At 62.3% G+C, this 24,909-nt stretch carries 28 protein-coding genes and 1 pseudogene; 19 read left to right on the top strand and 10 right to left on the bottom strand.

Annotated features, from left to right (window positions below; genetic code table 11):
- Positions 1-478: pseudogene (locus ABX74_RS20525) on the top strand (12-oxophytodienoate reductase); the annotation flags it as partial.
- A 64-nt stretch (positions 479-542) separates the two neighbouring features.
- Here ABX74_RS20525 and ABX74_RS20520 read toward each other — a convergent pair.
- Positions 543-1,391 carry an aldo/keto reductase gene (locus ABX74_RS20520; RefSeq protein WP_047889576.1) on the bottom strand — a complete coding sequence of 283 codons (849 nt, stop codon included), beginning with the start codon at positions 1,389-1,391 and terminating at the stop codon, positions 543-545.
- 130 nt (positions 1,392-1,521) lie between these two features.
- Here ABX74_RS20520 and ABX74_RS20515 point away from each other — a divergent pair, with 130 nt between their 5' ends.
- The 3 genes from ABX74_RS20515 (at position 1,522) to ABX74_RS20505 (ending at position 4,822) form a co-directional block, all read left to right on the top strand.
- Positions 1,522-2,118 carry a class I SAM-dependent methyltransferase gene (locus ABX74_RS20515; protein ID WP_020908736.1) on the top strand — a complete coding sequence of 199 codons (597 nt, stop codon included), beginning with the start codon at positions 1,522-1,524 and terminating at the stop codon, positions 2,116-2,118.
- An 89-nt stretch (positions 2,119-2,207) separates the two neighbouring features.
- Entirely contained in the window at positions 2,208-3,839 is a 1,632-nt protein-coding gene (locus tag ABX74_RS20510; RefSeq protein WP_047889575.1) for an ABC-F family ATP-binding cassette domain-containing protein, read from the top strand.
- A 143-nt stretch (positions 3,840-3,982) separates the two neighbouring features.
- Positions 3,983-4,822 carry an aldo/keto reductase gene (locus ABX74_RS20505; RefSeq protein WP_047889574.1) on the top strand — a complete coding sequence of 280 codons (840 nt, stop codon included), beginning with the start codon at positions 3,983-3,985 and terminating at the stop codon, positions 4,820-4,822.
- Positions 4,823-4,834: 12 nt separating this feature from the next.
- On the opposite strand, the gene ABX74_RS20500 is transcribed toward ABX74_RS20505, so the two are convergent.
- The 3 genes from ABX74_RS20500 to ABX74_RS20490 form a co-directional block, all read right to left on the bottom strand.
- Complete coding sequence (locus tag ABX74_RS20500) at positions 4,835-5,410, bottom strand: TetR/AcrR family transcriptional regulator (protein ID WP_047889573.1); 576 nt, start codon at positions 5,408-5,410, stop codon at positions 4,835-4,837.
- Positions 5,411-5,824, bottom strand: coding sequence for a VOC family protein (locus ABX74_RS20495; protein WP_021332241.1), 414 nt, complete (start codon positions 5,822-5,824; stop codon positions 5,411-5,413).
- Between the two features lie 74 nt (positions 5,825-5,898).
- Positions 5,899-6,318, bottom strand: coding sequence for a hypothetical protein (locus ABX74_RS20490; protein WP_029255992.1), 420 nt, complete (start codon positions 6,316-6,318; stop codon positions 5,899-5,901).
- Positions 6,319-6,424: 106 nt separating this feature from the next.
- On the opposite strand from ABX74_RS20490, the gene ABX74_RS20485 reads away from it, so the two are divergent.
- The 6 genes from ABX74_RS20485 to ABX74_RS20460 all read left to right on the top strand — a co-directional run bounded on the left by ABX74_RS20485 (position 6,425) and on the right by ABX74_RS20460 (position 12,061).
- Positions 6,425-6,775 carry a helix-turn-helix transcriptional regulator gene (locus ABX74_RS20485; RefSeq protein WP_042952669.1) on the top strand — a complete coding sequence of 117 codons (351 nt, stop codon included), beginning with the start codon at positions 6,425-6,427 and terminating at the stop codon, positions 6,773-6,775.
- On the top strand, positions 6,768-7,313 hold the full coding sequence (locus ABX74_RS20480) for a hypothetical protein (protein WP_047889572.1): 546 nt from the start codon (positions 6,768-6,770) through the stop codon (positions 7,311-7,313). The genes ABX74_RS20485 and ABX74_RS20480 overlap by 8 nt, the downstream gene beginning before the upstream one ends.
- 43 nt (positions 7,314-7,356) lie before the next feature.
- Positions 7,357-8,253 (top strand): ABC transporter ATP-binding protein, encoded by an 897-nt coding sequence (locus ABX74_RS20475; RefSeq protein WP_047889571.1) that lies wholly within the window; start codon positions 7,357-7,359, stop codon positions 8,251-8,253.
- Entirely contained in the window at positions 8,250-9,443 is a 1,194-nt protein-coding gene (locus ABX74_RS20470; protein ID WP_019744870.1) for an ABC transporter permease, read from the top strand. The genes ABX74_RS20475 and ABX74_RS20470 overlap by 4 nt, the downstream gene beginning before the upstream one ends.
- Positions 9,444-9,536: 93 nt before the next feature.
- A complete protein-coding gene (locus ABX74_RS20465) occupies positions 9,537-11,024 on the top strand; it encodes an acetyl-coenzyme A carboxylase carboxyl transferase subunits beta/alpha (RefSeq protein ID WP_019744871.1) in 1,488 nt (495 codons plus the stop codon).
- On the top strand, positions 11,021-12,061 hold the full coding sequence (locus tag ABX74_RS20460) for a hypothetical protein (RefSeq protein WP_020970451.1): 1,041 nt from the start codon (positions 11,021-11,023) through the stop codon (positions 12,059-12,061). Before ABX74_RS20465 ends, ABX74_RS20460 begins: the two co-directional genes overlap by 4 nt.
- A 4-nt stretch (positions 12,062-12,065) precedes the next feature.
- Here ABX74_RS20460 and ABX74_RS20455 read toward each other — a convergent pair whose 3' ends face one another.
- Positions 12,066-13,337 (bottom strand): MFS transporter, encoded by a 1,272-nt coding sequence (locus ABX74_RS20455; RefSeq protein WP_047889570.1) that lies wholly within the window; start codon positions 13,335-13,337, stop codon positions 12,066-12,068.
- Between the two features lie 177 nt (positions 13,338-13,514).
- Between ABX74_RS20455 and ABX74_RS20450 the strand changes: the two genes are divergently transcribed.
- The 3 genes from ABX74_RS20450 (at position 13,515) to ABX74_RS20440 (ending at position 17,181) form a co-directional block, all read left to right on the top strand.
- Positions 13,515-15,431, top strand: a complete 1,917-nt coding sequence (locus ABX74_RS20450; RefSeq protein WP_029255995.1) for a propionyl-CoA synthetase — start codon at positions 13,515-13,517, stop codon at positions 15,429-15,431.
- Between the two features lie 93 nt (positions 15,432-15,524).
- A complete protein-coding gene (locus tag ABX74_RS20445; protein WP_020908748.1) occupies positions 15,525-16,370 on the top strand; it encodes a mycofactocin-coupled SDR family oxidoreductase in 846 nt (281 codons plus the stop codon).
- A 301-nt stretch (positions 16,371-16,671) separates the two neighbouring features.
- Positions 16,672-17,181, top strand: a complete 510-nt coding sequence (locus tag ABX74_RS20440; protein WP_223257975.1) for a hypothetical protein — start codon at positions 16,672-16,674, stop codon at positions 17,179-17,181.
- Between the two features lie 7 nt (positions 17,182-17,188).
- Here ABX74_RS20440 and ABX74_RS20435 read toward each other — a convergent pair whose 3' ends face one another.
- Positions 17,189-17,575 carry a DUF1304 domain-containing protein gene (locus ABX74_RS20435; protein ID WP_003939752.1) on the bottom strand — a complete coding sequence of 129 codons (387 nt, stop codon included), beginning with the start codon at positions 17,573-17,575 and terminating at the stop codon, positions 17,189-17,191.
- 87 nt (positions 17,576-17,662) lie between these two features.
- Here ABX74_RS20435 and ABX74_RS20430 point away from each other — a divergent pair, with 87 nt between their 5' ends.
- Positions 17,663-18,256 (top strand): TetR/AcrR family transcriptional regulator, encoded by a 594-nt coding sequence (locus ABX74_RS20430; protein ID WP_029255998.1) that lies wholly within the window; start codon positions 17,663-17,665, stop codon positions 18,254-18,256.
- A 12-nt stretch (positions 18,257-18,268) separates the two neighbouring features.
- Positions 18,269-18,496: a GNAT family N-acetyltransferase gene (locus tag ABX74_RS30845; protein ID WP_302622414.1), complete on the top strand. Its 228-nt coding sequence runs from the start codon at positions 18,269-18,271 to the stop codon at positions 18,494-18,496.
- On the opposite strand, the gene ABX74_RS20425 is transcribed toward ABX74_RS30845, so the two are convergent.
- On the bottom strand, positions 18,454-19,044 hold the full coding sequence (locus ABX74_RS20425) for a TetR/AcrR family transcriptional regulator (protein ID WP_020970457.1): 591 nt from the start codon (positions 19,042-19,044) through the stop codon (positions 18,454-18,456). The two genes, ABX74_RS30845 and ABX74_RS20425, sit on opposite strands and share 43 nt — an antisense overlap.
- A 112-nt stretch (positions 19,045-19,156) precedes the next feature.
- Here ABX74_RS20425 and ABX74_RS20420 point away from each other — a divergent pair, with 112 nt between their 5' ends.
- From ABX74_RS20420 to ABX74_RS20410, 3 genes are all read left to right on the top strand, one after another.
- The gene (locus ABX74_RS20420; protein ID WP_047889568.1) at positions 19,157-20,395 is read left to right on the top strand and encodes an MFS transporter; all 1,239 of its coding nucleotides are present in this window, start codon (positions 19,157-19,159) and stop codon (positions 20,393-20,395) included.
- Positions 20,396-20,529: 134 nt separating this feature from the next.
- Positions 20,530-20,976 (top strand): hypothetical protein, encoded by a 447-nt coding sequence (locus ABX74_RS20415; RefSeq protein ID WP_020970459.1) that lies wholly within the window; start codon positions 20,530-20,532, stop codon positions 20,974-20,976.
- Between the two features lie 156 nt (positions 20,977-21,132).
- Positions 21,133-21,501: a VOC family protein gene (locus tag ABX74_RS20410; protein ID WP_020908755.1), complete on the top strand. Its 369-nt coding sequence runs from the start codon at positions 21,133-21,135 to the stop codon at positions 21,499-21,501.
- Positions 21,502-21,505: 4 nt separating this feature from the next.
- Here the strand turns inward: ABX74_RS20410 and ABX74_RS20405 are convergent, their stop codons facing one another.
- The gene (locus ABX74_RS20405) at positions 21,506-22,852 is read right to left on the bottom strand and encodes a cryptochrome/photolyase family protein (protein ID WP_047889567.1); all 1,347 of its coding nucleotides are present in this window, start codon (positions 22,850-22,852) and stop codon (positions 21,506-21,508) included.
- 10 nt (positions 22,853-22,862) lie between these two features.
- Positions 22,863-23,450, bottom strand: a complete 588-nt coding sequence (locus tag ABX74_RS20400) for a TetR/AcrR family transcriptional regulator (protein WP_021345249.1) — start codon at positions 23,448-23,450, stop codon at positions 22,863-22,865.
- Positions 23,451-23,526: 76 nt separating this feature from the next.
- On the opposite strand from ABX74_RS20400, the gene ABX74_RS20395 reads away from it, so the two are divergent.
- A complete protein-coding gene (locus tag ABX74_RS20395; protein ID WP_029256002.1) occupies positions 23,527-23,904 on the top strand; it encodes a DUF952 domain-containing protein in 378 nt (125 codons plus the stop codon).
- Here the strand turns inward: ABX74_RS20395 and ABX74_RS20390 are convergent.
- Positions 23,901-24,896 carry a hypothetical protein gene (locus ABX74_RS20390; protein WP_047889566.1) on the bottom strand — a complete coding sequence of 332 codons (996 nt, stop codon included), beginning with the start codon at positions 24,894-24,896 and terminating at the stop codon, positions 23,901-23,903. The two genes, ABX74_RS20395 and ABX74_RS20390, sit on opposite strands and share 4 nt — an antisense overlap.
- Positions 24,897-24,909: the final 13 nt, after the last annotated feature.

Genomic DNA, 24,909 nt, shown 5'->3' with positions numbered 1-24,909 from the left:
CGGAAACGAGTTCGCGATCGTCTACCGATTCTCGCAGTGGAAGTCCGGCCACTACGACGCTCGTATCGCCCAGAGCCCGGCTGAACTCGGCCGCATCCTCACTCCCCTGGTCGACGCCGGCGTCGACGTTCTGCATCCGTCGACGAGGCGCCACTGGGAACCGGCGTTCGCTGAACTCGACGGTGAAGACGGCAAGCTCGGCCTCGCCGGCTGGACGAAGAAGCTGACCGGGTTGCCGACCATCACCGTCGGCTCGGTCGGACTCGACTCCGTGTTCACGACGGCATTCACCGGCGACGCCGCATCGGCTGTCACGGGGCTGGAGCGTCTCGAAGCTCAGTACGATAGGGGTGAATTCGACATGGTTGCCATCGGACGCGCGCTGCTCGCGGATCCCGAGTGGGTCGAGAAGCTCCGCACCGGACGCGCGGACGAGCACATCGCATTCACTGCAGAACATCGCACGCACCTGAACTGACCTCGCACGACAGAACGGCACTCCCGCGATTGCGGGAGTGCCGTTCGTGGGTCTACCGGAAGTTCTAGCTGCCGAGCGTGACCGGGTCGGGGCCGATGCGGCCGGCCGGGTCGTCGAGAGCACCGATCGCGTTGATCTGTTCCGGCGTCAGTTCGAATCCGAAGACATCGAAGTTTGCGGCGATACGTTCGGGGGTCACCGACTTCGGAATCACCACGTTTCCGATCTGCAGGTGCCAGCGAATGATCACCTGAGCCGCGGTGACGCCATGAGCGTCGGCGATAGCGGTGATGACGGGGTCACCGAGAACAGTTCCCTGGCCGAGCGGGCTCCACGCTTCCGTCGCAATTCCCTTGCCGGTGTGGAAGGCGCGCAGTTCGGCTTGGTTGAACTTGGGGTGAAGCTCGATCTGGTTGAGGACCGGCACCTCACCGGTTTCACCGATGACACGCTCGAGGTTCTCGATGGTGAAGTTGGAGACGCCGATGGATCGAACCCGTCCGTCGGCCTTGAGCTTCTGGAATGCCTTGAAGGTCTCGACGTACAGGTCCTTGGACGGAACCGGCCAGTGGATCAGGTACAGATCGAGGTAGTCGAGACCCAACTTGTCGAGGCTGGCGTCGAAGGCGGCAAGCGTCGAGTCGTAGCCCTGATCGTCGTTCCACAGTTTTGTCGTGATGTACAGGTCTTCGCGGGCGATGCCGGATTCGGCGATCGCGCGGCCGACGCCCACCTCGTTGCCGTAGATCTTGGCGGTGTCGATACTGCGGTAGCCGGTCTTCAGGGCGGTGGAGACGGCTTCCTGCGTCTCGTCGTCCGGAACCTGGAACACACCGAATCCCAGTGCGGGGATCGCCTTACCGTCGTTCAGAACAATGGTCGGTACAGAGGTTACATCGTTGGTCTCGGTCATATGTGGATCCAACGCGCGGGCGCCAGGAGGCATTCCCCACCGAACCTCCTCTTCGCACCCTTGTCGCACCCGAAATGCCGGTCTACCTTGGAATACAAGTAATCGAATCGCCTCGAGAAAAGAGAGAGCGATGAATCTCGGATATCGTCTCGCCTACAAGGTCGGCGTCACTCCATGGGAGCACACCGGTCACGGCTTCGACGCTCAACTGTCCGGCCTTCTGGATGCGATTCCCCTCCCGGAAGGTGGCCGCGCACTCGATATCGGTTGCGGCACCGGACGCCATTCCATCGAGCTGGCGCAACGCGGGTGGCACGTCACCGGCGTCGACGCCGAACAGGAACCGCTGGACAAAGCGCGCATTCACGCGCGTGAAGCACACGTCGACGTCCGGTTCCTCCACGAGGACGCGGCAGACCTACACATTGCTGTCGACGGCGGGCACATGCTGGTGCTCGACATCGGCTGCTTTCACGGGCTCACCGATCATCAACGACGCGACTACGGGAGGTCGGTCAACGCGATCACCGCACCCGGGGCGTCCATGGTGATGTTCGCATTCGGGCCAGGTCACCGTTGGCCGATGCCACATGGCGTCTCCGAGGAGGACGTCATGCGAGTATTCGACGGTTGGTCGATGGCCTCGAGTACGGCCGCCGACGTGAGTGAATCGCCACTTCCGGTCCGTGCGGCACATCCGTGCTGGTACCACCTGGTCCGTGACTGACTGCTGTGCGCCTTTATTAACCGCCCGCGGTTAATAAAGGCGCACAGCACCGATTAACACAGGCGCACAGCGCCGGGGATACTTCTCAGGTGACTGCAACACTGCGCATCAGCGGCCTCTCTGCCTCCCGGGGAGAACGCACTCTGTTCTCCGACCTCGATCTCACCGTCGCGCCCGGCGACGTCATCGGCCTCGTCGGCGCGAACGGCGCCGGCAAGTCGACGCTTCTCACTGCACTGGCGGGAATCGGAACTGCCGACGTCGAAGGTTCGATCATCCTCAGCCCGCCAGACGCTGCGGTGGGCTATCTCGCGCAGGAACCCGACCGCACCGAGGGCGAGACCGTCCTCGAGTTCCTCGGCCGACGCACCGGCGTCGCGCACGCCGAGGCGGTCATGAACGCCGCGGCCGAAACCCTGGCTGAAGCGGAGGAGGATCTGTACTCTCCGGCTCTCGAACGCTGGCTGGCTCTCGGCGGCGCCGATCTGTTCGAGCGCGCTGAGAAGGTGGTCGAAGAACTCGGGCTCGGAGTTCCGCTCGATGCTCACATGACGGCGTTGTCCGGCGGTCAGGCCGCACGCGCCGGGCTCGCGTCGCTGTTGCTCTCGCGCTACGACATTCTCCTGTTGGACGAACCCACCAACGATCTCGACCTGCGGGGTCTCGAGCAGTTGGAGCGATTTGTCGCCGAGACCCGAGCGGCGCTGGTTGTCGTGAGCCACGATCGCGAGTTCCTCTCGCGCACCGTCACGGGGATCGTGGAACTCGATCTGGCACAACAGGACATCGCCGTTTACGACGGCGGCTACGAGTCGTACCTCGCCGAACGCGAGATCGCCCGCCAGCACGCACGCGAGGCGTTCGAGGAATACGCAGGCACCCGCTCCGATCTCGAAGATCGCGCACAGATGCAGCGCAACTGGATGGAACACGGCGTCCGCAATGCGCGTCGTAAGGCCAAGGACAACGACAAGATCGGACGCGGATTGCGGACCGAGTCGACGGAGAAGCAAGCCGCGAAGGCACGCCAGACCCAACGTCGCATCGAGCGACTCGAAGTGGTCGAGGAACCGCGCAAGGAGTGGGAACTCCGCATGGAGATCGCAGCGGCTCCGCGGTCCGGATCCGTTGTCGCAACCACGAATGGTGCCAAGGTAACTCGCGGTCAGTTCACGTTCGGTCCGGTCACGACACAGATCGACTGGGGCGATCGAATCCTCGTCACGGGCGCGAACGGAGCCGGCAAGACCACCCTCCTGAACGTCCTGCTCGGCAAACTCGTCCCGGACGAGGGCATCGCGTCGCTGGGCTCCGGTGTCGCGATCGGTGAGATCGATCAGGCCCGTGGATTATTCGAAGGTGATCAACCAGTCGTGGAGGCCTTCGGCGCTCAGGTTCCGGACTGGCCCGATGCCGATGTCCGTACTCTGCTCGCCAAGTTCGGCCTGCGCGGACACCACGTACTCCGATCTGCCGCTTCATTGTCCCCCGGCGAAAGAACAAGGGCTGCACTTGCTTTGCTCCAAGCTCGCGGCGTGAACCTACTGGTACTGGACGAGCCGACGAACCATCTCGACCTTCCGGCGATCGAACAGCTCGAGCAGGCGATGGAATCCTTCGAAGGGACCCTCCTCCTAGTCACTCACGATCGACGCATGTTGCAGTCCACCCGAAGCACGCGCCGGTGGCGAATGGAGAACGGACAGCTCTTCGAGGAGTAGCCAACCGACTCTGCTTGCGCAGACAACCCGCGTGTGCAACTATTTATCAGGCGCACGCAATAGTTGCATGCGCGGCATAGGTGGGCACGGGCGACACGATCGCCCGTCGAACCGCCACACCCAGTCTTGAAAGGCGCTCTTCAATGTTGTCGATCCCCGACCGCACACTGACTCACGGAACCACCGGCGAACCGATCACCATCCCGCAACTCGGGTACGGCGTTTTCCAGGTACCGGACGCACAGACCGAAGAGGTCACTGCCACCGCTCTCGAGATCGGCTACCGCCACATCGACACGGCCGCGATCTACGGAAACGAAGCCGGTGTCGGCCGCGCCATCGCTAGTTCGGGTGTTCCGAGGTCAGAGCTTTTTGTCACCACCAAGTTGTGGAATGACGATCAGGGCCACGACCGAGCGCTCGCCGCGTTCGACACGAGCCTCGACACGCTCGGCCTTGACTTCGTCGACCTGTATCTGATCCACTGGCCGGCACCGGCAAAGGGCCTGTTCATGGAGACGTGGGCCGCTTTCGAGGAGATCCTCGCCTCCGGCCGTGCCCGTGCGATCGGCGTGTCCAACTTCCTGCCCGAGCACCTCGAACTGCTGGCCGAGCACAGCTCGATCACCCCGGCCGTCAACCAGATCGAATTGCACCCCAGACTGCAACAGCACGCGTCACGGGAATACGCGCGAAGTCGCGGCATCGAAATCGAGGCATGGAGCCCACTGGGACAGGGAACTATCCTCGACGACCCGACCATCGGGAAAATCGCTGCAGCACACGGAAAGAGCCCAGCGCAGATCATTCTGCGCTGGCATCTCGAACAGGGACACACCGTTTTGTCGAAGTCGGTGACACCTGCCCGCATGCGCGACAACGCCGCAATCTTCGACTTCGCACTCGATACCGACGAGTCAGCTGCCATCGCAGCGCTGAACACCGACAGCCGTGTCGGACCCGATCCAGTCGAATTGAACTGAATCGAAACGGCTTCAGAAATTTTGGTGAGGAGTCAACGTCAGCAGCACAGAATCGACGGACTGCTCGGCCAGGAGCGCGTCCAGCGGTAAGTGACGGAACAACGCTCGGTAATAGATCGGCGACGCCAGGGCATCCAGGACGAAGTCCAGGTCGAAGTCGCTCCGAATTTCGCCGCGTAGCCGCGCCGATTCCAGCACTGCCGCAGTGGAATCGCGTCGTGGCTGAAAGAATGCCGACTGGAAATCCCGCGCCAATTCCGGGTCCGCCGCCAGATCCGCGACCAACGCGGGCAGGATCCGCCCAACTACCGTTTCACTCAGCCCCACAACCAATGTCGTGATGCCGGCGACCAGGTCTGCCCTGAGATCGCCGGTGTCCGGCGTTGGATCAGTACCGATGTGCGCCACGACGACGTCGACCACCAGATGCCGCTTCGACGGCCATCTCCGGTAGATGGCGGGTCGATGCACGCCGGCTCTCGTCGCCACCGAACCGATTGACAGCTCCGCATAACCGTTCTCCCCCAACAACTCCAGGGTTGCCGCCAGTACGGCGTCGTCGATCCGCTCGTCGCGGGCGCGCACCATCTACAGCACCGGTCGCGGCATGAGCACCAGACGCCAGCCGTCGGGATCTTCGAAAGTCATCCCCGCATTCTCCTCCCAGTACGGATTCTCGGCGCCAACGGGTTCGTGCCCTGCTTCACCCAACCGCTGAACTACCTCGTACATCGCCGATTCGCCGGCGAAGTAGAGCACCAACAGGTTGTCCTGCGTCGGCGCCGGGCACGGGCTTCCGTCTTCGTGGGTCGTGAATTCGAGGTGATAGTTCGAATCCGGCAGCCCCAGCATGATTCCGTCGTACCCGGCATGACCGGAGAACCGGTAGAGCTCGGGCAATCCCAGACAGTCGCGATAGAACGCAATCACGTCGTCGAGCCTGTCGGTGGGTCGCGCTACGCGCACTTGCACTACTGCGAGGTCGTTCGGCCAAGTTGTCATTCCCAAACAGTACAGTACGTACCGTAATGTTTCGAGAAGATGGCCGCCAGCCTCCCGACGCCAGCTCGCTGCAACTACAAGCGATCATTCTCCGGAAACGCCGCTTTGGGCATGAACTTCGGCCTGGCGAACAGCACAGAGAGATTGGTGGGCTGCGACTCAACCGGGCGATCGGACCGATACAGCAAGGCCTGCTGCGGGGTACTCACCCATTCGCTGGCGAAAATCTCACCGATACGGCCCACCGGCACGTGCGATCCATCCTCGAGTCGAACGGTGACGTCTGCCCCGGCGTCCGACTGGCCGTACACGACCCACCACGATTCACCCTCAACGTCCCCTGGAGTGTGCTGACCGATACCGATGACGGCACCTTTTTCCATCGCATCGCGCCAGACCACTTCACGCCCTTGCGGTCCCACGCTGTAACTACCGTCCTCGCGCACCTGCACGACGAGACAAGACTTCTCGAGCACCAACTTTTCGACCACCATGCGACGCCCCTTCTGTTGCCCGAACCCTATCCGCCGACACCACCCAGAAACGACATCCTCGCGGTTCATGTTGACAAACTGTTGGGTTTTTACAACACTTTGATGCATGAGCCCAGTCCGACGGGGAGACGCGCTCCCCATCTTCAATCGCATCGGAGTGCTTCGCGCCGAGCGGAAGATGAGTCGGGCCCAGCTTGCACAACTCGTCGACGTCAACCCGCAGACGGTGGGGGCGCTCGAACGCGGCGATCACTACCCCAGCCTGGATCTCGCGTTCAGGATCTGCTGGGTATTCGACCTTCCGGTCGAAGCGGTGTTCTCCCGGACGGAGTTCGGGCCGCTGTCGACGGAGGTCTACCGAAATGCACCGTCGACGGAGGTCTACCGGAACGCACCGTCGACGGAGGTCTACCGATCTGACCGCACTACCGAGGGGAGTGAAAAGCCCAGTGCCTGAATCAAATCTGATCGACCGCTACCAGGCCCACCGCACTCGGCGGTTCCTGCAGAACGAGGAGACGTTCCGACATTGGCTCCCGAATTGGCGAACCCGTCGACGTCGGCGGATGCTCGTCATCGCCCTCGGAGTCCTGTTCGCCACGATGGTTGCCGTCGGCATAGCGTGCCTGTTCAACCCACTGTTCGCGGTGGCATGGCCGGTCCTCACCCTGTTGTTCCTACCGACGTGGTCTTCACTTCAAATCGTGTCGGGCAGGCAAGGGGATGCGCCGCGGCATGCTCTGGACGAATGGGAGATCCAGCAACGCAACGACGCCCGTTCCGTCGGGTTGAGCGTGACTCAATCGTTGGTCTTCATTGTCGCCATTTTCCTCATTTTCACCTCGTCGGTGCAGTGGAATGTAGAGAGACTGCCTTACTCGGGAGGTTTATTGGCACTGACTGCAATGCTGATCGGCGCGTGCACGCCCGCGATGATTCTCTCGTGGACCAATCCAGACCCGGATCCGATTGATTCCGAAGAGTTCGACCTCTGACCCGTATTTCCGAAGCGCACCACTCGACCGATGGGAAGGACCCATGTCAGCCACCCTCACGATCGACGGCATCTCGAAACGCTACGGCGACGTCATTGCACTCGACAACCTGAGTTTCGAAGTGCGACCAGGCGAGATCTTCGGATTCGTCGGCAGCAACGGCGCCGGCAAGACGACCACGATGCGCATTGCGCTGGGTGTGCTCGGAGCAGATTCGGGGGAAGTTCGCCTCGGCGGCAAACCCGTCGACCTCGACGTGCGTCGCACTATCGGATACATGCCGGAGGAACGCGGCCTCTACCCCAAGATGAAGGTGGGCGCGCAACTTTCCTATCTGGCCGAGCTACATGGACTCTCGAAAGCCGATGCGCATGCGGCGACAGAGCGCTGGACCGAACGTCTGGGTATCGCCGAACGCGTCAAGGACACCGTCGACTCCCTGTCCCTCGGTAATCAGCAACGTGTGCAGCTCGCGGCCGCGCTGGTTCACGATCCAGCGGTACTCGTTCTGGACGAACCGTTTTCGGGCCTTGACCCCGTAGCGGTCGATGTCATGAGTGACGTGTTGGTCGAGAAGGCTCGCACCGGTGTTCCCGTAATCTTCTCCAGCCATCAGTTGGATCTGGTGGAGCGCCTGTGCGATCGCGTGGGCATCATCAGCCGCGGCAGCATGCGAGAGATCGGAACCGTCGACGAACTACGAGGCAAGGGCGACGGCCGAATCGAAGTCTTCGCCCCTGACGCGCCGGTCGGCTGGGCACACCATCTGATCGGTGTCACCACACTGAGCCACCTCGACGGTCGAACGCTCCTGAGCGTCGACGGAACCGCCGACGATCAGCAGATCCTGCATGCAGCGTTGAAAACCGGACCGGTGCACGAGTTCACGCTACGACGTCCGTCACTGACCGATCTGTTCCGAGAGGTAGTAGCCGCATGAGCAACCAGTTGAGCGGAGGTCGAGCCATCGGGTTGGTCGCCCGACGCGAATTCATGACGCAGATCTCGAAGAAGAGTTTTGTGATCAGCAACGTCATCATCCTGGTCGCGATCGTCGGCGGCATCATCGCCTTCTCACTCTTCTCCGGCGGCGACGAGGACAAGTCGAAGATCGGCTTGGTCGGCAACCAATCACTCAGTGCCACGATGGTGTCCATCGGCGACACCCTCGGAAATCCGGTGACGGTGACGGAGGTTTCTGACGACGGAACCGCACGAAACCAGGTCAAGGACGGCGACCTCGACGTGGCCGTGATCGCTGGATCGGGCGGCGGCGTCACTGTCGTGACCAAGAAGGAAGTGCCCACGAATCTGCGCGCCGTCATCGAGAGTTCCGTTGCACAACAGGCACAATCGAATGCGCTCTCCGCCGCGGGGATCGATCCGGCTCAGCTCGCCGAAGCCACGTCCACCGCAGTGGTCACCATCGATGCCATCGATCCCCCGGATCCCGAACAGGGCCAACGCATAGCGATGTCGATCGCTGCTGTGGTGCTCCTGTACATGCAGATCCTGCTGTTCGGAACGTACGTGGCGATGGGCGTCGTCGAGGAGAAGTCCAGTCGCGTGGTCGAGCTGCTGCTCTCCACTCTTCGTCCGCTGCAGTTGTTGTGGGGCAAGGTTCTCGGAATCGGTGCTGTCGGCCTGATGCAGATGGCTGCCTATGCCGTCGCGGGCGTCGCCACCGGACTGGCGACGGGCGTCCTGACCGTGACGGGCACCGCAATCGGCGTTCTGTTCGGCACTCTCGGGTGGTTCATTCTCGGCTTCCTCTTCTTCGCCGTGCTGTACGCCGCCGCCGGGTCCATGGTCTCGCGGCAGGAGGACGTCAACGCCACCGCGATGCCTCTCGCGCTGCTCGTCATGGCGATGGTCAGCGTGGCTTTCGTTTCGGTGAGCAATCCAGAAGGAACCCTGAGCAACGTGTTGAGTTGGATTCCGCCGTTCTCGGCAATCCTCATGCCCCTGCGTATTTCCGCCGGTGTTGCTTCTCCGTTCCAGATCGTGGGAACGATTCTGCTGATGCTGGTGGTGACCGCTGCGCTGTCGATGATCGCGGCAAAGATCTACCAGCGCTCCATCCTTCGTATCGGCAAGGTCGTGTCATGGAAAGAGGCGTTCGGACGCTGATTCTCCGGCGCACAACTGGCGCCACGCGATCCCGGCGGCACCCCGTCCAGGTAGGTTCATCCTGGACGGGGTGCTGCTTACTTGGAGGACGTTGTGCGAATCTCGGCCGAAGAACTACTCACTGCGGTACTCGATCCCGAGAGCTTCGTCTCTTGGGACTCCCCGCCCGTCGACGTCGGACCTGGCCCGAAATACGCAGAAGACCTGGCGAAGGCCCGCGAGAAGAGCGGAGTGGACGAGTCCGTCGTCACCGGTGTCGGTACGGTTCGGGGCCGTCGGGTCGCGGTAATTGCCTGTGAATTCAGCTTTCTCGCCGGTTCCATCGGAGTCGCCGCGGCCGAGCGGATCGTGACCGCCGTCGAACGTGCTACGGCAGAACAACTCCCGCTGCTCGCCTCGCCCACCTCTGGCGGAACGCGGATGCAGGAGGGCACCGTCGCCTTCGTTCAGATGGTGAAGATCGCTGCGGCAGTGGCTGTTCACAAAGCGGCACACCTGCCCTACCTGGTATACCTGCGCAATCCCACCACCGGCGGGGTCTTTGCCTCGTGGGGATCCCTCGGCCACATCACCGTCGCGGAACCCGGTGCTCTGGTGGGATTCCTCGGACCCCGTGTCTACGAATCGCTGTACGGCGAAAAGTTTCCCGACGGTATCCAGACGTCCGAAAACTTGTATCGCAACGGCGTTATCGACGGCGTCGTACCCGTCGACCGCCTCCGTCTGCTGGTCAATCGAGCGTTGTGCGTGCTCACCGATCCCCCGGCCCCGGCGGCCACGGACCCGATTCCCTCACCCGAGATTCCCGATGTTCCCGCCTGGCAGTCGGTGATGCTCTCGCGCCGGGCCGATCGACCCGGCATCCGGCAGTTGCTCCGCCATGCCGCAACTGAACAGGTACCGCTCAGCGGCACCGGGCAGGGTGAAACCGACAAGACGATCTTGCTCTCGCTCGCCCGCTTCCGAGGCTTTCCGTGCATCCTGCTCGGCCAGGACCGCAGTGGCCAATCCGCGCTCACCACGATGGGACCGGCCGCGCTCAGGGAAGCGCGACGGGGCATGAAACTTGCCGAAGAACTACAACTCCCGCTTGTCCTCGTGATCGACACTTTGGGCGCCTCGCTGTCCAAAGAAGCTGAAGAACGTGGACTGGCCCCTGAGATCGCCCGTTGCATCGCCGACCTCGTGACGCTGAAGACCCCGACAGTGTCGGTGTTGCTCGGTCAGGGAACAGGCGGCGGGGCGCTCGCGCTGCTGCCCGCCGATCGGGTACTCGCGGCACAGAACGGGTGGCTCGCTCCCCTGCCGCCGGAAGGCGCAAGCGCGATCGTCCATCGCGACATCAGTCACGCACCGGAGATGGCGGCAGCGCAGGGCATTCGTTCGTTGGATCTGCTTCGAGACGGCGTAATCGACGCGATCATTCCCGAAACGCCTGACGCGGCCGACGAACCCGTGGAATTCTCCAAGAGGGTAGGGGCTGCGATAGCGCACGAACTCTTCATGCTTGCCGAAGAGTCGGACACCGATCGCCAGTCCTCCCGTATCGCGCGCTATCGAAATCTGGGAGTTCCGCAATGACGACGAAGGACCGGAACGCGCTGACGCTGCCGCACAGTTACGACCGCGCGGCACTCGCTCGTTTCGAATTGTTCCTGTTCGCCGGCGTCGCGACCGTGCTGATCACCCGCGCTTATCTGGCGGCAACGGGCTATCCCCAGATCGGGGGCGGCGCCCTCCACATCGCACACGTTCTCTGGGGCGGATTGCTGATGGCCGTCGCCATCGTCGCGACCGCCATCACCGAAGGCTCTCGCACGCGTGACCTGGCCACGCTCGTCGGCGGAATCGGATTCGGTCTCTTCATCGACGAGGTCGGAAAATTCGTCACCGCCGACGTTGATTACTTCTACCAGCCTGCCATCGCGATCATGTACGTCGTCTTCGTTCTCTTCTATCTTGCCGCGCGCGAGGTGGTGATTCGGCGCGGAATGAATGATCGTCATCGGCTCGCCATCGGGGCGCGAGCGCTCTCGGACCTCGCTCTCGGTCAGCTCGACGAGATCCAGTACAACCACGCCCTCCGCGTACTCGACGGCGTCGAAGACCGCAGCCTCACCGACCTCGTCGATTCGATCAAAGCCGGCCTGCATTCACAGACTCCGCCGACCGGCGGTATCGAATCGAAGATCACTCGTGGCCGCAACGCGTTCTTCCACCGTGCTGAGGAACTGCTCCGGCACCGTGTCGTCCGCCGACTGGTACTGACCCTGTTCGTACTGCAGGCTCTTCTGGCGATTGTCCAGGTGATCTACGCGTTGGTTTCCGAGAACGTCGTCGAAGCCGACGACGTCTCCGATCTGGTGGTCCAGATCTCCACCGTCGCAACCGGAGTTCTTGTGGTTCTGGGAGTGTGGTTCCTCTTCCGCGGTCCGTACCTGCGAGCCCTGAGACTCCTGCGTGCATCCCTCATCGTGAGCCTTCTGGTGACGCAGGTTTATCTGTTCACGCAGGACCAGTTCGGCGCGCTTTTCGGTTTCGCAGTGTCACTGTTCATGCTCGCGACTCTTCGCATCGCGATTCGAAGCGAAGAGGCCGCCGCGGCTCTACCGCAGTAATTCTCTACCGCAGCGAGATCGCCGGCCGACTCGGTAGATCGCGGATCCCGCGGAGCGGGCTGAAGAGCAGGACCAATCCACACGGCGCGATCAGGCAGGCCATGATCCACATCGTCCCGCGCGGTCCCACCGCGTCGCCGAGGTAGCCTGCCGTCAGCGCACCGAGCGGAATGCTGCTGTGCAGCAGGAACATACTCGTTGCCACTACTCGTCCGAGGCGGTCCGGCGGACAGTAACTTTGACGGAAACTGCCGAGCACCACGTTGCACGACACGACACCCGCAACCATCACCATGCCGCCGATGCAGAACCAGAACAGGCCGGCACCGTACGTCGTCAGAGGCGCCAACAGGATGAACGGTCCCGTTACCAACTGACAGATGAGAACGCTTCGGGCAGTGCCGAATCTGCGGCCGAGCGGGCGCGCGATCATCGATCCGACAATTCCGCCCACCCCGGCAATCGCCAAGAGAAGCCCGAGTCCGAACTCCCCCACACCAACCGTCTTTTCCAAGAACACGATCTGAATCGTGGTGTACCCGGTGAGACCGAAATTGAGCAGAGTGCCGTAGACGACGATTGACCGCAGATACGGATCACCGGCAACGAATCGCAGTCCGAGCGCAATCTGCCGTCGCAACGGTTCTCGCTGATTCTGTCCGCGATGGACGGTCTCCTGCACACGAATCAGCCAGATGCATACGAAGCAGAAGGCGAACGTGAACGCGTCGACAACCAGACCGGCCGCGAGCCCGACAGTTGCAACCACCAGCCCACCGACGCTTGGGCCGATCACCCGAGTTGCGGCCTCGGCGCCCTGAATCTTCGAGTTCCCTTCGACAAGATCCGCTTCGGCGAGCACCGTGGGGAGATACGAGTGATAGGCCGCCTGGAAGAAGACCGTGGCTGTACCGGTGAGCAGCGCGACCAGGAGCAGGTGGCCGTATGTCATCGCCTCCAGGAAGCCGGCGATCGCGAGGCTCGCGAAGAGCAGCGCGCACGCAGCGTTCGCGATCATCATGATCGGAGGCCGTGGCAGCCGGTCGATCCAGGCACCGGCAGGTAGTCCGACGATCAACCACGGCAACCACACTGCCGATGCCAGCACACCGATCTGGAAGCTACTCGCGTCCAGTTCGCGAAGCGCGACCAGCGGCAGTACGACGGTCGTGACACCGTTTCCGATACCGCTGACTGCGTCGCCGGTCCACAGCAGTCGGAAGTCACGCAGAGCGAGTACTCCCCAGAAGCCTGCGCGTTGCGCTGCACCTGTCACATCGATCCCCCTTTCCGTCCCTGGCTTATCCCACCCCTACGCGCCACTGGCCGACGGGACAGGCCCGCCCGGCGCAAAGGGACGGTACCCGCACCGCTACTGAGGCGCACCACACTGACGGTGACCTAAGGTGTTTCAGGTCACCGGTAAGCGAAGTTCACGAGAGGACACACGTCGATGAGCTCTTCCGAGCAGGCGTCCCACACCACGTATGCCGACGCATATCGCGAGAGCATGGATCAGCCGGAGAAGTTCTGGCTCGACGCTGCGCGTGCCGTCGACTGGGATGTCGCCCCCACGAAGGCTCTCGACGATTCTGCCGCGCCGATCTATCGCTGGTTCCCGGATGCTTCGCTCAACACCAGCTTCAATGCCCTCGATCGGCACGTCCGCGACGGCCGCGGCGATCAGACCGCGTTGATCTTCGACTCCGCGATGGTCCCAGCCAAGACGACCTACACCTACGCCGAATTGCTCGAGCAGGTCTCACTCTTCGCCGGCGTCTTGAAAGATCAGGGTGTGGTGGCGGGCGACCGCGTGATCATCTACATGCCGATGATCCCCGAGGCCGCGATCGCGATGCTCGCGTGTGCACGTATCGGCGCGGTGCATTCGGTGGTGTTCGGCGGCTTTGCGGCCAAGGAACTCGCAACCCGTATCGACGACGCTGGTCCAGTGGTGCTCGTGACGGCGTCCGGCGGCCTCGAACCCGGACGAACAATCGAGTACCTGCCGATGGTCGAGAAGGCTCTGCAACTGTCCGCCACGCCCGCGCACACCGTGATCGTGAAGAATCGCGAGCAGATTCCCGGCGCAGCTGCCGACTACAAGTCAAGTGCCGCAGCCTGGTTCGACTGGGACGAGCTGATCGCCGATGCAACTCCTGCCGACCCGGTGTCGGTCGCCGCGACGGATCCGCTCTACATCCTCTACACCTCGGGAACGACCGGTAAGCCCAAGGGCGTCGTCCGGGACAACGGTGGCCATGCCGTTGCCCTGACGTGGACGATGAAGAATCTCTACGACATCAGCCCCGGCCAGGTCTGGTGGACCGCCTCAGACGTCGGCTGGGTGGTCGGCCACTCCTACATCGTCTACGGGCCATTGCTCGCCGGAGCTACGACGGTCATGTACGAAGGCAAGCCCGTCGGGACCCCCGATGCAGGTGCATTCTGGCGCATCATTTCCGAATACAAAGTGTCGGCACTCTTCACCGCTCCGACAGCGATCCGCGCGGTCCGCAAGGCCGACCCGGATGCAAAAGAGCTTGCCAAGTACGACATCTCGTCGCTCGACACACTGTTCGCGGCCGGCGAGCGCTTGGATCCCGACACCTACGAGTGGGCTACTCGGATTCTCGATCGCCCGGTGGTCGATCACTGGTGGCAGACCGAAACCGGTTGGGCCATCTGCGCGAACCTGCGCGGCCTCGAACCGATGGAGATCAAAGCAGGCTCACCCACCGTCGCCTGCCCCGGATACCGCGTCGAAATCGTCGACGGCAAGGGCGAACTCGTGGGTCCGGGCACCGAGGGCAACATCGTGATCGGCCTGCCGCTTCCTCCCGGAACACTCGCCGGACTGTGGCGTGACGAGGACCGATACGTGAAGTCCTACCTGTCGACTTTCGACGGCTATTACCTCACCGGCGACTCCGGATACATCGACGAGGACAACTACGTCTTCGTGCTCGGACGAAGTGACGACGTGATCAACGTTGCCGGACATCGCCTTTCGACCGGAAGCATGGAGGCCGTCGTCGCCGGCCACCCGGCTGTCGCCGAATGCGCGGTCATCGGCATTCACGACGAACTCAAGGGGCAACGCCCCAGCGGCTACGTCGTGCTCAAGTCCGGCGTCGACATCGATCCCGAAACACTCCGACAGGAACTGGTCGCCCGGGTGCGAGACCAGATCGGTGCCGTCGCCACGTTCCGGGACGTCACCGTCGTCGCTGCACTACCGAAGACTCGTTCCGGCAAGATCCTCCGCAAGACCATGCGGCAGATTGCCGACAACGAGGAGTACACGGTCCCGTCGACCATCGAGGACGCGAGCGTACTGGACGAGTTGTCCAAACTCCTTCGCGGATAAGGATTCAGAGAATTCCCCTGCCTGGCTCGCACCGAACGTAGCAGTATGAACACGTTCCAGTTTTCAACGATTCAGACGGGCAGGGGAAGTTCGATGGGCAATTTGGACGGTCAGGTCGCATTCATCACCGGAGCGGCGCGCGGTCAAGGGCGCGCACATGCCGTCAAGCTCGCGTCCGAGGGCGCGGACATCATCGCGGTGGATCTGTGCGCGCCGGTCGCAACGGCGGGGTACGACATGGCCACCGAAGCCGACCTCGACCAGACCGTCGCCCTGGTCGAAGCTCAGGGCCGGCGCATCGTCGCATCCGTCGCGGACACTCGCGACCTCGATGCCCTGAAATCAGCGGTCGACGCCGGAGTCGAGAAACTCGGCCGACTGGACATCGTGATCGCCAACGCGGGAATCGCGGCGTCGGCGAAATTGTCCTGGGACCTGAGCGCCGAAGAGTTCCGCGAGCTGATGGACATCAACGTCACCGGCGTTTGGTTGACGACCAAGGTATCGATTCCGCACATCATGAACGGCAATCGAGGTGGATCCATCGTGTTGATCAGCTCGATGGCCGGGCTTCGAGGCGTGCCGGGTATCGCACACTATTCCGCGTCGAAGCACGCCGTTCGGGGGTTGGCGAAGTCTCTGGCCAACGAACTCGGCTGGGCGGACATTCGGGTCAACTCTGTACACCCGGGCAATGTGCGAACGACGATGATCGACAACGAACCGATGGTTCGTGCGTTCCGTCCAGACTTGGAGAATCCTGTCCTCGCCGATACCGCTCCGATCATGTCGAAGCTGAATCTGCTGCCCCACCCGTGGGTCGACCCCGAAGTGATTGCGGATGCGGTGTTCTATCTGGTGGGGCCGGCCGGGCGCGGGATCACCGGCATCGCGTTGCCGATCGATCTCGGCACCTCGGAAAAATTCGCCGGCGGCTGAAGGCTCGAACTGATGCAGAATTGCCTCTGCCGGATGGGTCTCGAGCACCATCCGGCAGAGGCAATTCCGGCTTGATCAAGCCTTCGTAGCAACAGAACAAGTAGTCGACAACCTCATAGGCGCTCCTCGTCTGGCGTGGGAAAAACCGTTGTGGGATGCGCAACAAACCCAAGACCCAGCGTAGAAGCATTTGGCCGCAAACGCGCGTCATTCGGCACTATTTTTTTGGATTCGGGCATACTGGACAACGCTCCCACCACGTATTATGGACCCGAGTTCACACTTACAGGGGGTAGGCACAGTGACGGTCAAATACGCCGCAAAAGACCCGATTCACGGAAAAGTCGAGATCTCGTTCGATGTCGACACGGGGGTCGTCGACGTCCGAAACGGCAACTCACACGCTCTGTTGACGCGTCGAGTCGATTCCCCGCGCCGCGAAGGCACACCCATCGGAACGCGCGCCGCCGCCGACTTGTTCTTCACTGTCGGTGGCGACGAAGTCGAACTCACTGTCGGCAAAGGGTTTCTGTCCCGTCGCTCGTACTCTGTCTCGGCACTCGTCGACGGCGTGAGTTTGAACTTCGCCCCAGTCGACGACGCGAACAGTGCATTCACCCGCGACGGATTGCGGATCGGGCACTTCTCCAAGAACGAGGAATCCGATCCCAGACAGACCGACGCAGTCTGGTCGAGCACGCCGAGCACCGACGAAGTTGTCATCGGTTACGCCCTGGCCGAAGCCTTCGATTGCGGAGCACTCAACGGTGCTTTTGCGTTGATCGAATCACTGGTGCTCGGCGGCGGATAGAGACCACTCAAAGCAGGTGGATTACCAGCAGAACAACGGCAATAGCTGGGAAAAGCATCTGCACGACGGCTGCGCGGGCTTTGTCGGGAGACGAGAGAATCAGCACCAATCCCGCGGCAACCATCGATCCTGTGCCCGCCAGGACGAGGGCAATTCCGACCGACGCGGACCCGGTCGCCGCAATCACGATGCCGACCGCTGACACAATCGCCAGGAAAAGGTTGTAAAAGCCCTGGTTGAAGGCGAGCGGCTGCGTGGTGATCGCCTCTTCCTCGGACTTCACGCCGAACGTGGCGCGGGTCTTCGGTGCCGTCCAGAGAATCGATTCGAGGACAAAAATGTATACGTGCACTGCTGCGGCCAGTCCCGCGAAGATGTAGCCGGCGACGTTCATCGGTGAGCTCCTGTTGCTTCGAGTGAATTCTGTATCGTTCGGTCCAATATATACTGGACCGAACGATACAGAAAGAGCGAGGCTTTGATGGGCAGATCACAAGAATTCGACACAACAGCCGTGGTCGCTGCCGCCTTGGACGTTTTCTGGGCACGCGGATACGAAGGCGCCTCACTCGGAGACCTCGAATCCGCGACGGGGCTGAGTCGGTCAAGTCTCTACAACTCGTTCACCAACAAGCGCGGATTGTTCGACGCCGCCGTGCAGATGTACCTCGAACATGTCATCCGGCCACGTCTGCGCGGCCTCACGACAAATCCCGGGGCAGACGCCGTCGACGACTACCTTTACTCGCTTGAGCACGCGATCGGCACCATGACCGCCGACTCGCCTCGGCGCGGTTGCCTACTTCTCAATACGGCTGCCGGACTCGGCGCGCACGACGATGCGGTGGCAGCCGTGATCCGCGCCTATCGGCAAGAACTTGCCGTTGCAATTCGCAGCGGGCTACAAGCCACATTTCCGACCGAGACAGACGCCACGCTCTCAGACCGCACTCGAATCCTTCTCTCCTGCACAGTAAGTGCACTGGTCCTCGCGCGAGTTGACACCGAAGAGGCGATCGCAACTCTGGAATCCGCGCGCCGCCTGAACGAAGAGTGGCAGAGCCGGAACACGTAGGCCGTAACCGCACTGTCCGAGTGGGCATTCCGCGAAGTAGGGTTTCATCGACTGGAACTCGAGCACTCGATCCACAACCCACGATCGTGCCGAGTCGCCACCAAAGCAGGCTTCAGCGAAGAAGGTGTTCGACGAGGCTCCGCCAGGCACGCCGACGGCTGGCACGACATGCATGTCCACGCCCGACTACGTAGCGATCAGCCTTCGGCACCGACCCGCGCCGCGAGCGCAAGTGTCTGATCCACTAATTCCGCAACTCGCTGCGGCGCGACCGGTTCGAGGTCGAACAGAATTCGGTAGATGATCGGTGCAACCACGTGGTCCACTACCGAATCACCATCCACGTCAGCAGCTTCCGGCCAACGAGCTAGTATCACGTCGATCTGTGTCCGACAGAAAAAGGCGCACTTGAACTTCTTCGTGCCGTCCGGTGCGTGCGTCTGGTCGTCGCTCATCAGCACATCTCGCAGCGATGCGCGACCGACGGGTGCAGACATCTCCTCCAGATAGTCCTGCGCCCAGATCGTCAGATCCCCTCGGAGCGAACCCGTTTCACGCGGGTCGGCGTCCGGTCGCAATCTCTCGATCGAGACATCGGCAAAGACTTCGTTGATGTCGCCCCACCGCCGATAGATGGTCGACGGGGTCACACCCGCATCGGTTGCGATCATCGGCACCGTGATCTCTGCCCGATCACGCTGTTCCAACAACTTACGCGCCGACGCATGCACTGCCTGTTGGATGCGCGCACTGCGGCCACCGGGGCGCGGACCTGCGGACGGACTCATAAATCAATAGTAACGCAAAGATGTTGCATTAGGCTACGGCCAGGCGTAGCGTCCCAAACGCAAAGTATTTGCGTTTGAAGTCTTCACCACCCGCACGGGAAGCGCTACGACAATGACAACGACCATTTCACCACCGACCGAGAGCACTTCACGCCCACGCTTGGGGCGAGGCGCCGCTTTCACACTCATCGCCGTCATCATCGCTACGTTCCTGGGCGCCTCCGCGACCCCGACACCGTTGTACGAGCACTATCAACAGTTGTGGGGATTCTCCTCGCTCGCGTCGACGCTCGTGTTCGGCATCTACGCTCTCGCATTGCTCGCCACGCTCTTGACCGCCGGATCCCTGTCCGATCACATCGGCAGGCGCCCGGTCCTGCTCGGAGCGCTCGCCTTGGAGGCGGTCTCGCTCGCCCTGTTCGCCTCGGCCGATGGTTTGACCATTCTGTTGATCGCCCGGGTCGTGCAGGGTGTTGCCACCGGCGCTGCAATCAGCGCTTTGGGTTCGGCGTTGATCGACCTCGAACGCACTCCGGGACGCGGATCGATCATCAACAGCGTTGCTCCGACGGTGGGGCTTGCCGTCGGAGCCGTGGGTTCGAGTCTCATCAGCGAGCACCTGCCCAGGCCAACCAGCACTGTCTACCTGGTCCTTCTCGTACTCGTCGTCCTCGAGATCCTCGGGGTTTCGGCCGCTCCCGAGACTTCGGGCGGACGCCCCGGAGCCTGGCAGTCGCTACGCCCCACCCTTGCTGTTCCTCGCGAGGCCCGAACCATGATTGCGCTCACCGCACCGTGCCTGATCGCGGTCTGGGCGCTGGGCGGTTTCTACCTCTCACTCGGACCGGCGCTGGCGCGCAACGCACTTGACGTTCACAGCTCGCTCATCGGTGCCATCATGGTCGCAACACTGACGGGATTCGGAGCCGCAGCGGTGCTCACCTTCCGCAAACTCGGCGGCCGAACCGTGATGCTGATCGGAACAACCGCCTTGGTGCTCGGGGTGGCCGTCACACTCATCGGTGCTGAAACATCCTCTGCAGTATTGATTCTGGTTGGTACGGCTGTTGCCGGGATCGGCTTCGGAGCAGGATTCCAGGGAACCATCCTCACTGTCATGCCGCTGGCCGAGAACCACGAACGCGCGGGGTTGTTGTCCACCGTCTACGTCATCGCATATCTGGCCAACAGCCTTCCGGCATTGCTGGCCGGCTACCTGGTCGGCAAGGTGGGGTTGGTGGATACGACGCGTGGCTACGGCGCACTCGTCATGGTTCTCGCGGCCGCCGCACTGATCGGACTGCTGGTCACCGGCGAGCGAAAGGTCGAAGCTGTCTCCGTGTCGGAGTAGGTGTCCCCCGATCGGTGGACACACCGTTCCTCCTGCACAGGGTCCTGGAAGTGGACATACGACATCGATCCGCTCCGACATAGTTGTCTTCGAGAGAGCCAACCGAACGCTCACCCGGACAAAGGACACCGACGATGACGAACCCACGCTACGTAGTTGCCGCAATCACAGCTCTGGCCGCCGGCGCCCTCACTTTGGGATTGAGCGGAATCGCCAGTGCCGGAACTCTTCCCACGACCGGCAACACCATCACGATGACGATCAGCAACGACACCGAACAGACAATTCATCTCGAAGGCGCCGACAACCCCTACGGACAGTGGATGCAGAGCCCACGCCAGTCGCTCGCGCCCCACGAGACCGAGATCGTCACGGCTTACAACCAGGACCCGCGCGGCCTGACGGTCGACGTCGTCTATTCCACTCCCGGCGGCGGACAAGCCGTCTTCATGGCCAACGACTATCCGCAGTTCGACACCGACGGAACTCGCACCACCGACCCTGATCACTACTTCATCTCGAGCTACATCGACGGCTACTACCCGAACCTGAGCGTCGGGTACCACCTCAGTGCGGTGTGACTGCAGCAGTCGTCATAAGTAATCCATCTGCCTCTCAGACGCACTCGTTCTTGGACATTCGTCCGGCGCGCGGGAAGTGTTGAACACGGCCCCGCACGACCAGGCACACGCCCCGCTGCCGGTGGCCCGAACATCAACGGGAGAGGGAAAACCACAGTGCGACTACCCAACCAGTTTCTGATCTACGTCAGCGATGCCGCCTCCGCAGCAGCGTTCTACGGCGAATTGTTCGACGCGAAGCCTGAGGTCCTCAGCCCTCGGTACATGACCTTCGACCTCGGCGGCGGCGTGGTCCTTGCACTGTGGAGCGGCAAGTCCCGCGACCTCGATCCCGCGACTCCGCGCAATTTCGAAGTCGGCATATTGGTCGACGGCGGGAGCAATGAAATTCGGGCGATATACGACGAGTGGGTGGCCAAGGGAATTGAGGTCGTCGAAGAGCCAAACGAAGATGTCTTCGGTCTGACATTCGTCATTTCAGATCTGGACGGAAACCGCCTCCGCGTAGCGCCCGCAGATCACTGAGCACTCAGCCCTTGATCTCGCCGTACCGGCGCAAGGCTTCCTCACGCTCATGCGCGTGATCGACGATCGGGTCCGGGTAGTCGACCGGGCGCATCGCCTTCAACGAGTGGACGGCCTTCCCGGGAACATCGCGGAGTTCGGGAACCCACCGACGGACGTATGCGCCGTCGGGATCGAACTTCTCCCCCTGCGTGATGGGGTTGAAGACGCGGAAGAAGGGCGAAGCATCTGTGCCCGACCCTGCAGTCCACTGCCACCCGTGCTGATTGGAGGCCAAGTCACCGTCCACCAGATGCGACATGAAGAACCGTGCGCCACGCCACCACGGAATGTGTAGGTCCTTCACCAGAAAAGACGCGACGATCATTCGCACCCGATTGTGCATCCAGTTCTCGGCCGCGAGTTGCCGCATGCCGGCATCCACGATCGGGAAGCCGGTCTTGCCCTCACACCAGGCCGTGAAGGCGGCGTCTGCGTCCACTCCACCGTCGTGACGTAAACGGTCGAACTTGTCGTCGTAGTTTTTCCGCGCGCTGTCGGGGCGTTGAAACAGGATGTCTGCGTAGAAGTCTCGCCACGCCAACTGGCGACGGTAAGCCTGAGCGCCGTCGCCCAGTCGCTTGGAGAGATCTGCCAACATCGTTCGCGGATGGATCGTGCCGTACTTGAGCGGAATCGACATCCGGCTCGTGGTGTCGAGGTCAGGCCGATTTCGTTCGTCGTCGTACCGGTCAAGATCGTTCTCACAGTATTCTTTCCACTGTTCGAGGGCGCCGACCTCACCGACGAAATCGCTGACGGAGGCGGATGGCGCGGGGATACTCACCCGGCGCGGGCCACCCTCCTTGTCGCTCGGATCGAACCAACGGACCGTCTGCGCATCGGTCGACGCGGGGCCCCGCCAGCCGTGTTCCATCCACTGACGGAAGTACGGCGTGAACACCTTGTACGGATCACCGTCCGCCTTGGTGACGCGTCCGGGCGCCACGGCATACGGAGATCCGGTGGCGATCAACTCCACCTGCTCCGCCACGGCCGCGTCGCGCCGTCGGCCGTAGGGTCCGTAGTCGGCACTGATGTGAACTTCTTCGGCGCCAACGGATTCCGCTACACGGGGCACCGCGTCCGCCGGATCACCTCGAACAACCATCAGTTTTCCGTCGAGTTGATGATCGAGCGCCGTCAAGTTGGCGAACAGTTGATCCTGACGGGGTGAGCCTGCCGGTCCGAGCAGGTTCTCGTCGAGAACGAACAAACCCAACGTCTGCCCGCCGGCATCCGACGCTGCACTCAGGGTGGGAAGGTCACCTACCCTCAGATCACGTCGAAACCAGACCACAGAGTTACTCACCCAGTCGAGCCTACCGATCAGATCCCAGAACGCACCCCACCGCACGAGCTGCAAGTTGCGCAGCTCGTTCTGTTGTCGGTTCGGAAGCGAGCCCGAGCAGTCGCTGCCGGTGCTCCTCCCCGAGCAGCAACGTGTACAACTGATCCGCGCACAGCGCAGCCTTCTGGCCGTGCTGATCGATCAATATCTTCTCCAGAAAGGCAATCGACTTGGCCGGGCCGGATTCGTAGAACGCGGCGGCCAGTTCCGGGAACTGCACGGCCTCGCCGATCATCATGCGGTGCAGCGCAATCGAGTTGTCGCTGTGCAGGGCGACGACGATGTCCACTGCAGCGGCGAGCAGGTCCGACTGGTCGCCACCGGCGTTCTCGACATACGCGTGCTGACGCGAAACAGCAGCAGCGAAGACCGCGGATTTGTCGCCGAAATAGCTGTACACGGTGCGCTTGGCGACGCCGGCCGCCGTGGCAATGGCGTCGATGGTCGTTCGAGCGAACCCGACTTCTCGAAACGAGTCGACCGCAACGTCGAGAATCTCGTTGCGTCGATCAGCTCGCTCCGCGTCGCTGGTTCTCCCACGTCTGCGCGGTTGCTCCATCAAGTCCCCTACTACCGTGCCACTCAATTAATGCTACGTTGACGTTTCATTATTTCGAACACTACAGGAGCACTGCATGACCGGACAACGACTCGTCCACGTCGCCATCGCCGACGACTGGGAAGCGTGCAAGCGTTTCGGTGAGTACGAGGTCTCGACGCGCGGAATCAGTTACGACGAGGCGGGATTCATTCGCGCAACCACCCCGGACGCGCTCGCTTCGGTGCTCGATCTGGTGTTCGGCGACCTCACGTTGCCACTGATCGTCGCCGTCATCGACCAGGACGCTCTGACCTCCGCAGGCATCGACGTCGAATGGGAGGCGGGAAAGCCCCGAATCCTCCGACCTCTACCGATGGACGAGGACACCGTGGTCGTCGAACTGGTCGTGGAACGCGTTGACGGGGCCTGGCCGATTCCCGACCTGACCCCGTACGCAAGCCCCGCCGGCTAGACCAGCGCAGCCTCGGGTTCGACCACGGGGGTCGACGCCTTCTTCCGGCCGGCGGCGACGCACAGCGCGATCCCGACGGCAATCCAGCACACCAGCACCAGAAGTGGCGTGGCGGCGCCATGGCCGTCGAAGAACGCCATCGAACGGACGGATGCTCCTGCGGCGCCAGGTGGGAGCAGCTGCCCCAATGCACCCCAGCCTGCGGGCAACCACGCGGCAGTTGTCGCCATCCCCGAGAGTGGGTTTCCGATGAACATCATCGTGACGGCACCCAACGCGAATCCCTTCATCCCGAGCAGGGATTCGAGTCCCAGAATGGGCAGCGAGATGGCCGACATGCCCATGGTGAGTGCGAGCGCGGTGAGCAGGTAGTTTCCGTCAAGACTGTTGGTGCCGAACTGCAGAATGGCAGTCAGTGCAAAACCCGCGACAACCGCGACGCCGCCAGCGCCCAACACTCGCTTGACAATGCTCCGCGGAAACAGTTGCACGAGAACAACAGCAGGCATGATTCCGCCGAACACCAAGGGCAAGGCCAATGCCGTGAGCCCAGCACCGGTCGGGTCGTCCGCAGTCAGCGGCACAACGTCTTCGACGGGCACCTTTGCCCCCGAGGCCTCCGAGAGGCCGTTGGCCACCCCGGTCAGGGTCTGGGCGATCGGGGTTCCGCCTGCAGTCGCGATCAACACGTGAGGACCGTTGGCATCAACGGCGATTCCGCCGACCAGGTCGCGATTCCGAATCGCGTCACGCAGGGCGTCGGCGTCAGCGAATTCTCGAGTATCGAAGGCGCCTTGCTTACTCGCCTCGAGCGAGGTGCGGATCTGTTCGGTTGCCGGAGCTGGACCGGTGATGCCCAACTTCAGTTCGTGCGGGCCACTGTTGACCGAGGGCAGTACGAAGGCAAGCAGCATCAGCCCGATCACGGCGGACAAGCCCAACACCACAGCCACCAACTTCTTGCGGTCCCGTGCTTCAACTTCGGCGTTCATAACTACCTTCCCT

The organism is Rhodococcus sp. ARP2 (assembly GCF_001029585.1).
Classification (GTDB): domain Bacteria; phylum Actinomycetota; class Actinomycetes; order Mycobacteriales; family Mycobacteriaceae; genus Rhodococcus_F; species Rhodococcus_F erythropolis.
The sequence above is the reverse complement of the archived record's forward strand: the minus strand, read 5'-3'. Positions and strand labels throughout refer to the sequence as shown.

Bases quoted from the DNA above. Each gene is read 5' to 3' on its own strand.
- ABX74_RS20390 (WP_047889566.1), bottom strand. From the start codon at position 24,896: ATGAACGCCGAAGTTGAAGCACGGGACCGCAAGAAGTTGGTGGCTGTG.
- ABX74_RS20485 (WP_042952669.1), top strand. From the start codon at position 6,425: ATGAGCCCAGTCCGACGGGGAGACGCGCTCCCCATCTTCAATCGCATC.
- ABX74_RS20515 (WP_020908736.1), top strand. From the start codon at position 1,522: ATGAATCTCGGATATCGTCTCGCCTACAAGGTCGGCGTCACTCCATGG.
- ABX74_RS20495 (WP_021332241.1), bottom strand. From the start codon at position 5,824: ATGACAACTTGGCCGAACGACCTCGCAGTAGTGCAAGTGCGCGTAGCG.
- ABX74_RS20420 (WP_047889568.1), top strand. From the start codon at position 19,157: ATGACAACGACCATTTCACCACCGACCGAGAGCACTTCACGCCCACGC.
- ABX74_RS20470 (WP_019744870.1), top strand. From the start codon at position 8,250: ATGAGCAACCAGTTGAGCGGAGGTCGAGCCATCGGGTTGGTCGCCCGA.
- ABX74_RS20505 (WP_047889574.1), top strand. From the start codon at position 3,983: ATGTTGTCGATCCCCGACCGCACACTGACTCACGGAACCACCGGCGAA.
- ABX74_RS20460 (WP_020970451.1), top strand. From the start codon at position 11,021: ATGACGACGAAGGACCGGAACGCGCTGACGCTGCCGCACAGTTACGAC.
- ABX74_RS20500 (WP_047889573.1), bottom strand. From the start codon at position 5,410: ATGGTGCGCGCCCGCGACGAGCGGATCGACGACGCCGTACTGGCGGCA.
- ABX74_RS20415 (WP_020970459.1), top strand. From the start codon at position 20,530: ATGACGAACCCACGCTACGTAGTTGCCGCAATCACAGCTCTGGCCGCC.
- ABX74_RS20435 (WP_003939752.1), bottom strand. From the start codon at position 17,575: ATGAACGTCGCCGGCTACATCTTCGCGGGACTGGCCGCAGCAGTGCAC.
- ABX74_RS20395 (WP_029256002.1), top strand. From the start codon at position 23,527: ATGACCGGACAACGACTCGTCCACGTCGCCATCGCCGACGACTGGGAA.
- ABX74_RS20520 (WP_047889576.1), bottom strand. From the start codon at position 1,391: ATGACCGAGACCAACGATGTAACCTCTGTACCGACCATTGTTCTGAAC.
- ABX74_RS20430 (WP_029255998.1), top strand. From the start codon at position 17,663: ATGGGCAGATCACAAGAATTCGACACAACAGCCGTGGTCGCTGCCGCC.
- ABX74_RS20400 (WP_021345249.1), bottom strand. From the start codon at position 23,450: ATGGAGCAACCGCGCAGACGTGGGAGAACCAGCGACGCGGAGCGAGCT.
- ABX74_RS20490 (WP_029255992.1), bottom strand. From the start codon at position 6,318: ATGGTGGTCGAAAAGTTGGTGCTCGAGAAGTCTTGTCTCGTCGTGCAG.
- ABX74_RS20445 (WP_020908748.1), top strand. From the start codon at position 15,525: ATGGGCAATTTGGACGGTCAGGTCGCATTCATCACCGGAGCGGCGCGC.
- ABX74_RS20425 (WP_020970457.1), bottom strand. From the start codon at position 19,044: ATGAGTCCGTCCGCAGGTCCGCGCCCCGGTGGCCGCAGTGCGCGCATC.
- ABX74_RS20450 (WP_029255995.1), top strand. From the start codon at position 13,515: ATGAGCTCTTCCGAGCAGGCGTCCCACACCACGTATGCCGACGCATAT.
- ABX74_RS20475 (WP_047889571.1), top strand. From the start codon at position 7,357: ATGTCAGCCACCCTCACGATCGACGGCATCTCGAAACGCTACGGCGAC.